This is a genomic window from Flavobacteriaceae bacterium GSB9 (assembly GCA_022749295.1).
In the GTDB taxonomy this organism is placed as follows: domain Bacteria; phylum Bacteroidota; class Bacteroidia; order Flavobacteriales; family Flavobacteriaceae; genus Flavisericum.
In genome coordinates, this window is record CP062007.1 from 729,914 (window position 1) to 745,307 (window position 15,394).

At 36.5% G+C, this 15,394-nt stretch carries 15 protein-coding genes; 9 read left to right on the top strand and 6 right to left on the bottom strand.

Annotated features, from left to right (window positions below; genetic code table 11):
* Nucleotides 1-148: 148 nt before the first annotated feature.
* From GSB9_00645 to GSB9_00650, 6 genes are all read right to left on the bottom strand, one after another.
* Nucleotides 149-1,141 (bottom strand): fasciclin domain-containing protein, encoded by a 993-nt coding sequence (locus GSB9_00645; GenBank protein UKM64098.1) that lies wholly within the window; start codon nucleotides 1,139-1,141, stop codon nucleotides 149-151.
* A 145-nt stretch (nucleotides 1,142-1,286) separates the two neighbouring features.
* Nucleotides 1,287-2,237 (bottom strand): nitronate monooxygenase, encoded by a 951-nt coding sequence (locus tag GSB9_00646; protein UKM64099.1) that lies wholly within the window; start codon nucleotides 2,235-2,237, stop codon nucleotides 1,287-1,289.
* Between the two features lie 59 nt (nucleotides 2,238-2,296).
* Complete coding sequence (locus tag GSB9_00647) at nucleotides 2,297-3,526, bottom strand: class I SAM-dependent rRNA methyltransferase (protein ID UKM64100.1); 1,230 nt, start codon at nucleotides 3,524-3,526, stop codon at nucleotides 2,297-2,299.
* 83 nt (nucleotides 3,527-3,609) lie between these two features.
* The gene (locus GSB9_00648) at nucleotides 3,610-4,134 is read right to left on the bottom strand and encodes a lipocalin family protein (protein ID UKM64101.1); all 525 of its coding nucleotides are present in this window, start codon (nucleotides 4,132-4,134) and stop codon (nucleotides 3,610-3,612) included.
* Nucleotides 4,135-4,265: 131 nt separating this feature from the next.
* Entirely contained in the window at nucleotides 4,266-6,182 is a 1,917-nt protein-coding gene (gene dnaK / locus GSB9_00649) for a molecular chaperone DnaK (protein UKM64102.1), read from the bottom strand.
* A 149-nt stretch (nucleotides 6,183-6,331) separates the two neighbouring features.
* A complete protein-coding gene (locus GSB9_00650; protein UKM64103.2) occupies nucleotides 6,332-6,790 on the bottom strand; it encodes a nuclear transport factor 2 family protein in 459 nt (152 codons plus the stop codon).
* A 124-nt stretch (nucleotides 6,791-6,914) separates the two neighbouring features.
* Between GSB9_00650 and GSB9_00651 the strand changes: the two genes are divergently transcribed.
* The 9 genes from GSB9_00651 (at nucleotide 6,915) to GSB9_00659 (ending at nucleotide 15,365) form a co-directional block, all read left to right on the top strand.
* Nucleotides 6,915-8,261: a glycosyl hydrolase family 28 protein gene (locus tag GSB9_00651; GenBank protein UKM64104.1), complete on the top strand. Its 1,347-nt coding sequence runs from the start codon at nucleotides 6,915-6,917 to the stop codon at nucleotides 8,259-8,261.
* Complete coding sequence (locus GSB9_00652) at nucleotides 8,261-9,559, top strand: acetylxylan esterase (protein ID UKM64105.1); 1,299 nt, start codon at nucleotides 8,261-8,263, stop codon at nucleotides 9,557-9,559. The genes GSB9_00651 and GSB9_00652 overlap by 1 nt, the downstream gene beginning before the upstream one ends.
* Nucleotides 9,560-9,604: 45 nt before the next feature.
* Nucleotides 9,605-10,423: a 3-methyl-2-oxobutanoate hydroxymethyltransferase gene (gene panB, locus GSB9_00653; GenBank protein ID UKM64106.1), complete on the top strand. Its 819-nt coding sequence runs from the start codon at nucleotides 9,605-9,607 to the stop codon at nucleotides 10,421-10,423.
* Nucleotides 10,424-10,493: 70 nt separating this feature from the next.
* Nucleotides 10,494-11,201: a hypothetical protein gene (locus GSB9_00654; protein UKM64107.2), complete on the top strand. Its 708-nt coding sequence runs from the start codon at nucleotides 10,494-10,496 to the stop codon at nucleotides 11,199-11,201.
* A gap of 34 nt (nucleotides 11,202-11,235) precedes the next feature.
* On the top strand, nucleotides 11,236-11,937 hold the full coding sequence (locus tag GSB9_00655; protein UKM64108.1) for an RNA pseudouridine synthase: 702 nt from the start codon (nucleotides 11,236-11,238) through the stop codon (nucleotides 11,935-11,937).
* Between the two features lie 329 nt (nucleotides 11,938-12,266).
* Complete coding sequence (gene gcvT, locus GSB9_00656) at nucleotides 12,267-13,349, top strand: glycine cleavage system aminomethyltransferase GcvT (GenBank protein ID UKM64109.1); 1,083 nt, start codon at nucleotides 12,267-12,269, stop codon at nucleotides 13,347-13,349.
* A gap of 23 nt (nucleotides 13,350-13,372) precedes the next feature.
* Nucleotides 13,373-14,212: a sugar nucleotide-binding protein gene (locus GSB9_00657; GenBank protein UKM64110.1), complete on the top strand. Its 840-nt coding sequence runs from the start codon at nucleotides 13,373-13,375 to the stop codon at nucleotides 14,210-14,212.
* Between the two features lie 45 nt (nucleotides 14,213-14,257).
* Nucleotides 14,258-14,548, top strand: a complete 291-nt coding sequence (locus GSB9_00658) for a 4a-hydroxytetrahydrobiopterin dehydratase (GenBank protein ID UKM64111.1) — start codon at nucleotides 14,258-14,260, stop codon at nucleotides 14,546-14,548.
* Between the two features lie 97 nt (nucleotides 14,549-14,645).
* Nucleotides 14,646-15,365, top strand: coding sequence for a YebC/PmpR family DNA-binding transcriptional regulator (locus tag GSB9_00659; GenBank protein ID UKM64112.1), 720 nt, complete (start codon nucleotides 14,646-14,648; stop codon nucleotides 15,363-15,365).
* The last annotated feature ends 29 nt before the right edge of the window (nucleotides 15,366-15,394 follow it).

Below are 15,394 nucleotides of genomic sequence, written 5' to 3' on the forward strand. Positions count from 1 at the left end.
GTTTATTTATTGATAATAATAGAAAGAAAAATTGCCGCTTTAGTTAACTATGGTAGTGTTTTATTCAAAAAAAGAAATCACTTAATAAAAAAAGCATGATAGTTGTTATCCTCTATCATGCTTTTTGCTATTAACTAATATTAAAATACTATGGCGTAAGAACGGCGTCAATGACATGAATAACACCATTAGTAGCCTGAACGTTTAACAACGATGGAACGAGCATAGCACTATCATCAATGGTTAAAGTTTCAAGATTTAAATTGAAATCTCCACCTAACGTGGTAACTGTACCACTAGATAAATCACTTGAGTAAACGCGTCCTTCAACAACGTGATATAATAAAATAGGAGCTAAATCGTCAGCAGACAATGTATTAATAACCTCAATAGCTTCTTCTGCAGACGCTACATCCAGAAAATCTATAAACGCTTGATTAGTTGGTGCAAACACGGTAAAAGGGCCATCATTCATCAGTACGTCTGCTAAACCAGCCTGAGTAGCTGCTGCTAATAATACCGAAAACTCTGGGGCGTAACTACTAGCCAATTCTACTAAATTTTGACTTGGCGGGAATAAAATATCGTCAATAGCGTGAATAACACCATTACGAGCTTCAATGTCTGCTATTGTTACATTAGAAGTATTAATCATTACACCAGAATCTAAGTTTACCTGAACAGCTGCACCGTTTAAGGTTGGTACAAAGCCGTTAGCTAAATCGGTACTATACACCTCTCCGGCAACAACATGATAAAGCAAAATATCTGTTATACCTGGAAATGAACCTATGTTCTTTTGGTCTAATCCATATTTGGCAAAAGCTGCATCGGTGGGCGCAAAAACAGTTAATTGATTGGAAGACACTGTACCAGCCAACTTGGTTTTTGCCAAAGCAACGCTTAAGGTCTTAAATGTTGGTTTCTTTTCTTTCTTATCGTTAGATTTTAAGGAACTTGCAGGTGTAGATTCGTAATTTTTTAAAACATCTACAATTGATGAGGATTGTGCAAGGTCTTCTTGAATTGTTACCTCCTCGTTGCTACAAGAAAATGTAAAAATTGATAAAACAAAAAGAAGTAGCATGGAAAGCAATGAAGTAGAAGTTTGGGGTTTCAAAAAATGGACTGTTGTTTTCATTTCGCTGGTTTTTTTGTTTAATTTTTTAAAGATTTAATTAAACATAATACAATTGTTTAATATTTTAAAATAATATTTAAACAAAAAGATAAACGGTTAAATAAAGCCTATTAAAGACTTAAATTGTAAGAAAAAAGAAATGAATTTAATTAACCAAACGACTAATGATCAGTTTGGTAGGAAGTATGCGCTTGGTATATTCAATACTTGGCCCTGCAACCCAAACCGTTTTATAGGTTGCTTTAGTAGCTGCATTTCTGGTTGCATTCATCCCAATGGCGAAACGAATCATCTTTACCCATTTTTTAAGCTTCTTGTTCTTGTTTAAAATGGATTCTAACCAAGTGGCCTTCGTGCCAATTTTTTGAACGTAAGGCGTATTGATAACCGTACAAGGGGTGCCAGAAATACGTTCGGTCATTACAATATCATCGGCACCATAGTCAACACAGGCTTGTTTATATTCTTCGGTCACCTGAGCTTCCTCTGATGCTATAAACGGACTACCAACAGAAACACCATCGGCTCCATATTCGAGCATCTTTTCAACATCTGCTCTACGACCTACACCACCAGCTGAAATGATGGGAATGTTACAATTTTTACGTAATGTTTTAATCAATTCTTTAGGAGATAACTCGCCACGATGGCCACCAGCTTTGTTGTTAACAGCAATGAGTGCATCGGCTCCCAAAGCCTCAACTTTTTGTGCGTATTTTAAATCGGTAACATCACAAAATACTTTTATCCCCTCCTTATGGGCACGTTTTATAGTTTCTTGCGGACTTCCCAAGGAGGTGATGATAAAGTCGCACCCCTCTTCACAAATAGCATTCAATTGGTCTTTATATTTAACGTTTGATTTATTCACAATTAAATTGAAACCAAATGCTCCTTTTGGTGGTTTAGCTGCTTTAAGTTCTCTTGCTGCTATGCGTAATTCATCCAATGTTCTATAATTCAATGCTGGAATACAACCCGCAATACCGCAAAACATAGCTTCTTTTACCATGGCAACGTTCGAAACCAAAAACATGGGCGCCTGAATGATAGGGTATTTAATATTTAGCAACTTGGTTAATTTAGTATCGGTCATTTTAAACGAGTTTTAACAAATATAACAAATTATTATGCATGCATAACAAGTTGTGTTTGCTAACTTTCAAACAGATAATAACCACATTTTAGATAAGCCCCTTCAGGAAAACCAATGGGGTGATCATCATCATGATCTGTTTTAAGGGTTAATTTGAATTCCCGGTTTGAACGTGCAAGTGTTTGTACATTAATATCAAAAAAAGCCTGTGAAACAACTCTTGACGAACATGATGCCAATACCAACAACCCTTTTTTAGCGGTTAGTTTTTCTCCCAGTTCGGCGAGTTGGGCGTATTTCTTTTTAGCTAAGCCAATCTCCGATGCTTGTTTGGCAAAACTCGGCGGGTCAATAACCACCACATCGAATGTAAGTTTAGCTTTAATCAACTTATTCATTTCTTGAAAAGCATCACCAGCAATGGTTTTATGGGTTCCTGAATATTTGTTCAATTTTCCATTTTGGACTGCTATTTCCAAGGCCTGACTGCTAATATCTAAACTGGTAACTTCTTTTGCTCCATTCGCCAAAGCATGAACAGAAAAGCCCCCGGCATAGCTAAACACATCCAGAACGGTTTTGTTTTTGCTCCACTCGCCCACCTGCTTTCGGTTGGCACGATGATCTAAAAAATAACCCGTTTTATGGCCTTTTATCACATTGGCCGAAAAATTTACACCATGCTCTATAAATTCTACAACTTCATTTTTAAGATGGCCAAAAACCACATCGCCATCTTTAAGTTGATGTGCATATGAATTTTCTAAACTACGACTTAGACGTATAACTATGGTTTCTGCATTTGCTATTTGCTGTAAGCTGTTCATAACGGTTTCCAAATAGGGTAGCCATATTTCCGAATACAGTTTTACCACTAGAACAGAAGCATAAACATCGGCTATCAAACCTGGAAAGCCATCGTTTTCTCCAAACAACAAACGGTAACTATTTGTGTTTGTTTTTAAAAGATTTTTACGTTTGGCATATGCTTTTTGTATTTTCTTATGAAAAAAAACTTTATTTATTTCTGCCTTTTCTACACCACTGTGGAGCATCTTTATTCGAATGGGAGAATTTGCATCGTAAAGCCCCAAACCAATCACCTTGTTTTTGTTTTTACTGAAAATTATGGCCAAATCGCCTGTTTTGGCATCGTCATTTATTTTAACAATGTTGTTCGAAAACACCCAAGGATGACCTTTTAAAACAAACTGTTCACCTTTGGCATTGAGTTTAACGGCCAGTCTTTTGGGTTGATAATTGGGTTTTATTTTGGCGGAAAAAGACATGGTAAATTTTGATGTAAAAGTAAATGTTTAAAAATAAAAAAACGCAACCATTTCTGATTGCGTTTTCCTAAAACTAGTTTTTTTTATTGCCTTTGGAAAAACATTTTGGCATTAATAGTCGTCTTTGCTGTAACTCCTGATTGTGATATATCAACTTCCTGATTTAAAGATAAGACCAAAGAAGTTTCAGTAAGTTCTTCAATTTTATAGGTAGCTTCAATACCTCCATCAGCTTGAGTTACCAGATTTCCATTTTGTATTTCCCAAGTTCCCGCATTAATGGTTTCTACATCATCAGTATTAACAACTTGAGTTGAAGTTTCTCCAAATGCAGTTGTCGTCAACTCTAAGCTAAATGAGCCTTCCGTTTCAATGGTATTGGGGTTTTCATTAAAAGTCATTCTGTAATCAATATTAAACGCCTCTCCTACATAATCAGCACTGTAAGTTTGCCCTTCAAAGGTTGTTTTGGTTGTTCCCGTATAATCGTAATCTGTCATTTCCCAGGTTCCTACTATATCAGCTGTGATTTCAGAAGTTGAATCATCACTTGAACAAGAAGTCATAATTGCAATTAGCAAAGTAAACAAAAGAGGTAATTTTTTCATGGTTTGGTTTGTTTGTAAATTAATTACGCAATGATAGTAAGAAATAATTTATAACAATAAAAAAAACGCAACCAAATTAATGATTGCGTTTTTTATGAATTTAAATTCTGAAACGAGTTCAGAATGACAAATTATTTTACTTCTTCAAAATCTACGTCTTCAACGTCGCTACCTTCGTTTGATTGCCCATTTTGGCTCGCATCAGGTCCAGATTGCTCAGCTCCACCAGCTTGTTGCTGGGCTTCGGCTTGTGCTTTGTACATTTCTTCAGAAGCTACTTTCCAAGCTTCGTTTATTTTTTCTAAAGCTGGCTCGATTTGTGCCAAATCTTTAGTCTCATAAGCTTTTTTCAACTCTTCTAAAGCAGCTTCAATTGGTTGTTTCTTATCGTCTGATAATTTATCACCAAACTCTTCCAATTGCTTTTCAGTTTGGAAAATCATAGAATCGGCTTCATTTAATTTTTGAGCAGTTTCGGCCGCTTTTTTGTCCGCTTCAGCATTTGCTTCAGCATCAGCTTTCATTTTTTCGATTTCTTCTTCTGTTAACCCAGATGAAGCCTCGATTCTGATATCTTGTTTCTTTCCTGTAGCTTTATCTTCGGCAGATACTTTAATGATACCGTTGGCATCAATATCGAAAGTCACCTCAATTTGTGGTGTTCCACGACGTGCTGGCGGAATACCATCTAAGTGGAAACGCCCAATGGTTTTGTTATCGGCTGCCATAGCTCTTTCCCCTTGCAACACATGGATTTCTACAGAAGGCTGATTGTCGGCCGCTGTTGAGAATACCTGTGATTTTTTAGTCGGGATGGTTGTATTGGCTTCGATTAACTTGGTAAATACATTACCCATAGTTTCGATACCTAATGACAATGGCGTTACGTCTAATAAAAGAACGTCTTTTACATCACCAGTTAATACACCACCTTGGATACCAGCACCAAGAGATACTACCTCGTCTGGGTTAACCCCTTTACTTGGTTTTTTACCGAAGAATTTTTCAACGGCTTCTTGTACAGCAGGGATACGTGTTGAACCACCTACCAATATAATTTCGTCGATATCGCTCTTGCTCAAACCAGCTGCTTTAAGTGCTGATGTACATGGCTCGATTGTACGCTTTACTAAATCGTCGATTAATTGCTCGAATTTAGAACGTGTTAGTGTACGCACCAAGTGTTTTGGTCCGCTGGCCGTTGCCGTAATATATGGTAAGTTGATTTCGGTTTGAGATGAAGATGACAACTCAATCTTAGCTTTTTCGGCAGCTTCTTTTAAACGTTGGAGCGACATTGGGTCTTTACGTAAGTCCATGCTCTCTTCAGCCTTAAACTCATCTGCCAACCAGTTAATGATTTTTTCGTCTACATCGTCACCACCCAAGTGAGTATCACCATCGGTAGAAAGTACTTCAAATACACCATCACCTAATTCTAGGATCGATACATCGTGCGTACCACCACCAAAATCGAATACTACTATTTTTTGGTCTTTTCCTTTTTTATCCAATCCGTAAGCTAAAGCTGCTGCTGTAGGCTCGTTGATAATACGCTCCACTTTTAAACCAGCAATTTCTCCGGCTTCTTTAGTTGCTTGACGTTGCGAATCGTTAAAGTAAGCTGGTACGGTAATTACCGCTCTGCTCACGTCTGCTCCTAAATAGTCTTCGGCAGTTTTCTTCATTTTTTGAAGAATCATAGCCGATAATTCTTGTGGCGTGTACAAACGACCTTCAATATCCACACGAGGGGTATCGTTATCGCCTTTTACCACTTTATATGGTACACGCTCTGCTTCTTTTTTAGATTCAGAATATTTATTCCCCATAAAACGCTTAATTGAATAAACCGTTTTTTGTGGGTTGGTTACTGCTTGACGTTTTGCAGGATCCCCTACTTTAATCTCACCGCCTTCAACAAACGCAATTACAGATGGTGTAGTGCGCTTACCTTCAGCATTTGGGATTACAACAGGTTCGTTACCTTCCATTACCGAAACGCAAGAGTTTGTTGTTCCTAAATCAATTCCAATAATTTTACTCATAACTATGCTTTATTTGTGTTTTATATATTTCCGCTAGCGCGGAAACGCTGTGTTCATTTTTAAATTCGATTTGTTTAAGTCAATCATTATGCCAACAAAAAAATGCTGACACAGTGTCAGCATTTAAATGTCAAATATGTAAAATGTTCTTATTTTCCACAAGTAGAGCGCCGTCTTGTATCAATCAAATAAATGATTTTCCATTGTCCGTTATTTTTGAATAGCTGAAATGAATTTACACCACAATGACTAAACTCATCGTTAAACCAAAATTCGTAAGGCGTCCAGGCATTCGCCATGTTTCCGTCAACTTGAATAGTGTAATCCAACAAACGCTCATCCCATTTTTGATTGGCAGGTCTGTTGGCAATCGCACTAATAAGCTTTTCAAATTCTCCTTTAACCAAGGTATCTTTGCCTGCTTTATTTTTATAAGATGTTTGTAAAATAACCTTATCCGTCATTACCGCTTTTATCAACGAGGTATCGCCTTTATGAAACCCTTCAAAAAAAGTATCAACGGCAGCTTTTACTGCTTGTTCCTCCTTTGTTTGCCCGAAAACAGTACTTGTAATTAATAAGGTGAGATATAGAATTGAGCGCATCATTTTATTGATTTTAGACTAAAGTAACTGTTGCTCAGCAATCTAAACCGCTTTTAAAGAAAAGTTTAACAGTATCTTCATATTTTATTACTTTTACGGAAAACCGAAAACTAAACAAAACTTTATAATGAAGCATTTTCTATTACTATTATCCTTAACGTTATTTTTATCTTGCCAGCAAAAAAACGAATCCGCGCAAGATTCTGAAACGGCCAGCAAAGAAGTCTTTCCTGACGGCACCGAAATTCCTGAGTGGTTTAAGGACGACTCTAAAATAAACCCAGAGGATTTAGGGAAATTCTACACGATTACCGATTTTGGCGTAAGTACCGATAGCACGGTTGTGCAAACCGAAGCCATCCAAAATGTTATTGATGAAGCCTACCGTAATGGCGGCGGCGTAGTTGTAGTTCCTGAAGGCACATTTTTAAGTGGTGCGTTGTTTTTTAGGCCCAACACCCATTTACATGTTACCAAAGGAGGTGTTTTAAAAGGGTCTGATGATATTTCCGATTATCCTTTTAAACCTTCTAGAATGGAAGGGCAAAGTATTGAGTATTTCTCCGCCTTGGTCAATGCCTTTGGGGTAGATGGGTTTACCATTACAGGAAATGGCATTATTGATGGTAACGGATTAAAATACTGGAAAGCATTTTGGCAAAGACGAAAGGAAAACCCGAAGTGCACCAATTTAGAAGTATCGCGCCCAAGACTAGTTTTTATCTGGAAAAGTAATGATGTGCAATTGCAAGATGTACATTTACGCAATTCTGGTTTTTGGTCGAGCCATTACTACCAATGTAACAACGTAAAAATTCTTGGTCTTCGCATAACCTCACCACACGAGCCCATTAAAGCGCCAAGCACCGATGCCATTGATATTGATGTGTGTACAAATGTTTTGGTAAAAGACTGCTATATGGCGGTTAACGACGATGCCATTGCTTTAAAAGGCGGTAAAGGCCCTTGGGCATTAAAAAATGCCAGTAACGGTGAAAACATCAATATTATTATTGAAGACTGCGAGTTTGGTTTTTGCCACTCGGCATTAACTAACGGTAGCGAATCGCTTCATAATAAAAACATATTGATGAGGAATTGTAAAGTCAAGGACGCTAAACGTTTGTTATGGCTAAAAATGCGACCAGACACCCCACAGCATTACGAATACATTACTGTAGAAAATATTACAGGGCACGCCAGAAGCTTTATATACATTAAACCTTGGACACAGTTTTTCGATTTAAAAGGTCGCGAAGATGTGCCACTTTCCTATTCAGAGCATATCACCATGAGAAACATCGATTTAAAATGTGATGTTTTTTATGATATGAAAATTACCGAGTACGACAAGCTTTCCAATTTTACTTTTGAAAATATAAATGTTGAAGCCGAAGATGCTACTTATGATAAAAGCATTATTGATGGCGTCACCTTTAATAATGTAAAAGTAAACGGCAAACTAATTGAATAATGAAAAGAGCTGTCTTACTATGCATAGCCTTTTGGCTTTGTTTCAATTTTAATTTACAAGCCCAAAACTCACCTGCACCAATCAAACTGGTGCAGTTTGTTTTAACGCCCAACCATGCGGATTGGACTTACAAACTCAATGAAGAAGCCACCGTAAATATCATGGTGCACAAGTATGGTGTGCCCATAAAAAATATTGATGTTCGCTATCAATATGGCCCCGAACTGATGGCGCCAGAACAAAATGGAAACCTTTTCCTAAAAGATGGAACCGGGAAAATCAATATCGGCACTTTAAAATCACCCGGATTTAAACAATTGATTGTAAAGGTTACTGTTGACGGGTACACGTATCGAGGTCAGGTGAAACTCGGTTTTAATCCTTATGCTATTGAACCCACTGTAAAAATGCCCAAAGATTTTGATGCCTTTTGGGAGAAAGCCTTGGAAGAAAACAAAAAAATTCCGCTTAATCCACAGCTTACTTTCATGCCTGAATACTCTAATACCAAAGTAGAAGTTTATTTAGTACGGCTACAAAATTACCGTAAAGCCAAACACCTTTATGGATATTTGTGTAAACCACGTGACAATAAAAAACATCCTGTTTTATTTCATCCGCCCGGTGCTGGAGTTAAAAAAATTGAACCTTTTCATGCATTTGCCGAAGCTGGTTTTATAAGTTTTATTAGCGAAATTCATGGTATTTCGCCTGAGATATCCAAAGAAAATTATGATGATATCAAACAGGCTTTAAAAAATTACTGGGCGCTAAACCTAGACAACAAAGACAACTATTATTACAAAAGTGTTTATTTAGGTTGCTCGCGAGCCATAGATTTTTTAACCAGTTTACCTGAGTTTGATGATAAAAATGTTGTTGTAACCGGTGGTAGCCAAGGTGGCGCATTAAGCATTGTAACCGCAGGTTTGGACAAAAGAGTATCTGCCTTGGCTTCATTTTATCCAGCATTGAGTGATAATACTGGGTATTTAAACAACAGGCCGGGTGGTTGGCCACATATGTTTAGTAATCGTTATGCGCATAACAGTTCAAAAAAAATTGAAACAGCTGCTTATTTTGATATCGTTAATTTTGCAAAAAAAATAACAGTGCCTGGATTTTATTCTACAGGATATAACGACAATACCTGTTCGCCAACCTCTGTTTTTTCAGCTTTTAACGCTATTTCTGCACCAAAACAAATTGTTATCACCCCTATTTCTGGCCATTGGCGTTTTAGCGAAACCAATGATACTTCCTTGAATTGGCTGAAGCAAAAATGCGGTATCGATTAACTATTTAGTATTTTTACACCCTCACAAAATAACATTAAAAAAATCATGTCTGTAGCAAACAAAAATTACAAACGGGTAACCGTAAAAACATTAGTTGATATGAAAGCTAATGGCGAAAAAATATCTATGCTTACGGCATACGATTATACCATGGCCAAAATTGTTGATGGTGCTGGAATTGATGTCATTTTAGTTGGTGATTCTGCAAGTAATGTTATGGCTGGGCATGAAACTACGCTGCCCATTACTTTAGACCAAATGATTTACCATGCATCTTCGGTAATAAGGGCTGCAGAACGTAGTTTGGTGGTAGTCGATTTACCTTTTGGAAGCTACCAAAGCGACCCCAAAGAAGCGCTAAGATCGGCCATTCGAATAATGAAAGAAAGCGGTGCCCATTCAGTAAAACTGGAAGGCGGAAAAGAAATAAAGGACTCCATAAAACGTATTTTAAATGCAGGAATTCCCGTAATGGGCCACTTGGGATTAACACCACAGTCTATTTATAAATTTGGCACATATACCGTGCGTGCCAAAGAAGAAGACGAGGCTAAACGCTTAATGGATGATGCCAAAATGCTCGAAAAAATTGGGTGTTTTGCTATTGTTTTAGAAAAAATTCCGGCCGCTTTGGCCAAAAAGGTTGCCGAAAGTGTAAAAATCCCAATTATTGGTATTGGAGCTGGAAACGATGTAGATGGACAGGTTTTGGTTCTACACGATATGCTAGGTATGACACACGAGTTCCACCCCAGATTTTTACGTCGCTATTTAAATTTATATGATGATATGACTTCGGCTATTTCGCAATATGTAGACGATGTAAAATCTAGGGATTTCCCCAATGATGAGGAGCAGTATTAATCTAAAGCTTTTAGGTAAATTAGATTTCTTAGATTAGCTAAGTTATGTACAAATTCAAGGAACTAGAAATTTGGAAACGAAAACCTATAAATTGAATTTCAAATCTGTTGTAAGTTTGTTGAAAGCAAATCTAGCAGTAATTTTACTTGTATACATTCTACTTGAATATTTTAACCAAGAAATTGATAATTACAAAGTCATACTCATTGTGTCAATATATTTCATTGCTCTTTATAATGGCCCTGCAATTTATTTGCTATTCAACTATTATAAAAACAATAAAGATACTGAGTTTTCAATTGATGAAAAATTGAGGGTGATTACAATTACAGAAAGGGAAAACCAAAAAATTTATAATTTTGAAGATGTAAAATATTCTATTTATAACATTGGGATATATTATAAAAATGCAATAGATAAAAATTTTCGAATTCCTACTTTATTCTCTGAATTTGGATATTGGGATTTAACCTTTAAAAATGGAGATCGATATTTTTTAACAACCTTACTTCATGACTTTTTATTAGACGAAGATAAAGTCAAAAACACTAAATATCGTTTTCGACTTATACCCTACATAGACAAAAAACACAAAGATAATGGTGTTGACCTCAAACCTATAAAAACTCATAATAAAATCTGTAGTGATAAACTAAGGCGCAATTTTAACCAAAAAACAATTGAGGAACTAAATTACATAATCGAAAACAAAAGTAAGTACCAGCCTAAAGCTGTTTTTTTGGCTAAGAAAATTATAAAAGAAAGAACTTTGTCTTAACAAATCACATCATTTTTAAAAATCTATAAACTTAGTGTCAAACAAAATACTTTCTAACAAATCCAATCTCCAGGTTCTTTACGAAGACAACCACATTATAATCGTAAATAAACGTGCAGGCGATATTGTTCAGGGTGATAAAACCGGCGACAAACCCCTTAGCGATGTGGTCAAGGAATACATAAAAGACAAATACAATAAGCCAGGCAATGTGTATTTGGGCACCGTTCACCGTTTGGACCGGCCAACAACAGGTTTGGTTATTTTTGCAAAAACAAGTAAAGCATTGCCTCGTCTCAACAAATTATTCCTTTCAAAAGATATCAAGAAAACCTATTGGGCGGTTGTAAAAAATAAACCTCCAAAAAACGCAGACACTTTAGTTAACTGGCTAAAGAAAAACCCGAAAAACAATAAATCTACTGCGCATTCCAAGGAAATAAAAGACAGTAAAAAGGCCATACTTCATTACCAATTAATTAAAAAATTAGATAATTATTTTCTTTTGGAAGTCAATTTAGAAACGGGGCGCCACCACCAAATCCGTTCTCAACTATCAAATATTGGTTGCCCCATAAAAGGTGATTTAAAGTACGGTTTCGACCGCAGCAACAAAGATGCCAGCATACATCTTCATGCCAAGCATATTGAATTTAACCACCCTGTAAAAAAGAACCCCGTATCTGTGTCTGCCCCGCCACCAAACGACGTTATTTGGAATGCCTGTTTGGGATAATCCTCTCTATTTTAAAAAAATAATTGCTCGATTAGATACTATTAAAGCAACAGCTTTTAATTAGCTTTGAAGCTTTTTTAAAATACTTCAAATAAATAGAAATTTGCCCTTTTTGTAAAATAAAAAACCATTATTGGAGTCGTGAATGGTTCCCCTTTCATTAGGGTTTGCTACGACAAAAATGCTCAATATAGTGAAGGGGATTTTAGAAAGCCTATATAAATACGAACTAAAAATAAGACAAGCCTATAACATAATTTAACCTTTCGTAAAACCCCAGTCGCTAAAATTTCGATACATTTGCTATTCAAATTTTTGAATAGATAGCAATGAAAAATACAGCCTTAACCGAAACACACAAAGCGCTTGGCGCAAAGATGGTCTCTTTTGCAGGGTTTAATATGCCTGTTCAATATGAAGGTGTAAACGCCGAACACGAAACCGTTAGAAATGCGGTTGGCGTTTTCGATGTATCACACATGGGCGAGTTTTTGATTGAAGGTGAACACGCTTTAGAACTCATTCAAAAAGTAACGAGTAACGACGCTTCAAAATTAACTATTGGCAAAGCACAATACAGTTGTTTACCTAACGAAAATGGAGGTATTGTTGACGACTTAATTGTTTATCGCATAAAAGAAAACACCTATTTGTTGGTTGTTAATGCTAGCAATATTGAAAAAGATTGGAATTGGATTGAATCTAAAAACGAAGTTGGTGCACAAATGCGAAATTTAAGCAACGACTATTCGTTATTGGCCATTCAGGGGCCTAAAGCAGTTGAGGCAATGCAACCTTTAAGCAGTCATGATTTATCAGCCATAAAGTTTTATAATTTCATTGTTGGCGATTTTGCCAGCATTGAGCATGTTATAATTTCTGCAACTGGATATACGGGCAGTGGCGGATTTGAAATTTATTGCAAAAAAAGTGAGGTTAAACAAATTTGGGACAAGGTTTTCGAAGCTGGAAAAGATTATGGCATCAAACCCATTGGATTAGCGGCTCGCGATACCCTGCGCTTGGAAATGGGATACTGTCTGTATGGTAACGATATTGACGATACCACTTCCCCTATTGAAGCTGGATTGGGCTGGATTACCAAATTCACTAAACCATTCACGAATTCTGAAGCTTTAAAAGCCGAAAAAGAACAGGGGCCAGAGCGAAAGCTTATCGCTTTTGAGTTGGATGAACGAGGTATTCCGCGCCAAGGTTATGACATTGTTGATGACAATGGAAAAACCATAGGCAATGTAACCTCGGGCACTATGTCACCTTCTTTAGGAAAAGGCATTGGTTTGGGGTATGTTCCTGCAGTATTTTCCAAAGTAGGCAGTAAAATCAATATTCAAATTCGAAAAAAAACCATACCCGCAACAGTTGTAAAGCTGCCATTTTACAAAGTGTAAACTATTGCTTATCGTGATTGAATATGCGAAGTAGGGAAAACAACAAACATAGAATTTTAATTTTAGGCGCCAGTGGCTTTGTGGGTGGCGCCATTTACAAAGAACTCTGCCCCTATTTTAACACTTTTGCCACTTACAATATCAGCAACAAGAATTTTGAAAAAAACCAGCATTTTTTTCAGTACAATATTGAAGAAGACGATATTTATGAAATTCTTGATTTGGTTAGACCCACCATTATAATTTCTTCGCTACGTGGCGATTTTTCAAAACAGGTTTTGGTACATCAGCATTTGGCTGAATATGTATTCGCAAACAGGATAAAATTATTATTTCTTTCGTCGGCCAATGTATTTGATGCGTATTCAAAATATCCAAGTTACGAAGATGACAAAACCTATAGCAACAGTGTTTATGGGCATTTTAAAATAAAAATTGAAAATATGCTGCTACGCCTTCCCAAAAAACAGGTAGCCATTTTACGTCTTCCCATGGTTTTTGGTGCACAATCGCCCAGGGTTCAGGAAATTGTTCAAAACATAAACAAGGGCGAACCCGTTGAGGTCTTTCCAAATTTAATAATGAATGTAACAACCGATTCCAAAGTTACGCAGCAAATCCACTATATTATTAACCGGAATAAATTCGGAATTTTTCATTTAGGAAGTAACGATTTGGTGCATCACGACGATTTTATAAAAGAAATAATTGAACACCTTGAAGTAAAAAAAGCTCCTGTTTTCAAGCAGGTTTACACTACCAACGACGAAAGATACCTTGCCGTTTTACCTAAAACCAATAAACTACCCAAGCATCTTCAACTTTTCAGTCAAGATATTTTAACTGAATTAAAAATAAGTTGATTTTAAGCTGTTAAATCACTATCTTTTAAAAAAACATAAAATAACATGAGTAAACTTTCAGAACAAGACATAGAAAAAAAACTACTTCGATTTCCTGATTGGGAATATTTTGATGATGCCCTGCATGCCGTTTTTGAGTTTGGCAATTTTAAAGATTGTTTTAGTGCTATGAGCCGTATTGCCTTTGAGTGTGAAGCACTTAACCACCATCCCAATTGGAGTAACGTTTATAACACATTAACAATTTCACTATCAACACATGATGCCGGAGGAGTAACAGACAAAGATTTCCAGCTTGCAGAAGCGATAGAAAATATTGTTGAGCCAGAGGAATAATATTTGATTTGTTTTTGGTCGGCTTATTTTTAAATTTGCGAAACAATAATTTTCGCTGTTTTATATTGAATATAAGCGATTAAATAGGTTTTAAATTATGGGAAGAGCTTTCGAGTTTAGAAAAGCAAGAAAAATGAAGCGTTGGGCCGCTATGAGCAAGGCCTTTACGCGCATAGGTAAAGATATAGTAATGGCCGTAAAGGAAGGCGGTCCAGACCCCGATAGTAATGCACGTTTGAGAGCTGTTATACAGAATGCAAAAGCTGTTAATATGCCTAAAGACAATATAGAACGTGCCATAAAACGAGCCAGTGATAAAAATCAAGGCGATTACAAAGAAGTGATTTTTGAAGGTTATGCACCGCACGGTATTGCCGTTTTGGTTGAAACCGCTACTGATAACAACACAAGAACAGTAGCTAACGTGCGTAGCTATTTTAATAAATGTGATGGCAGTTTAGGCACATCGGGTTCTGTTGTTTTTATGTTTGACCATACTTGTAATTTTAGAATCAATGCTGATGGATTAGACCCTGAAGAAATAGAACTGGAATTTATAGATTTTGGTGCTGAAGAGGTTTTTGCTGATGATGATGGCATTTTAATTTATGCGCCTTTTGAAAGCTTTGGTGCCATACAGGCTGAGTTAGAACGGCGTGATATTGAAATATTATCTTCTGGTTTTGAGCGCATTCCACAGGTTACTAAACCTCTTAGCCCAGAACAGGCTGAAGATGTTGAAAAACTTCTAGAAAAACTTGAAGAAGATGACGATGTACAAAACGTATATCACACGATGGAAGAAACTACAGAATAAATTTTAAAGAGCGTTTAATTACGCTCTTT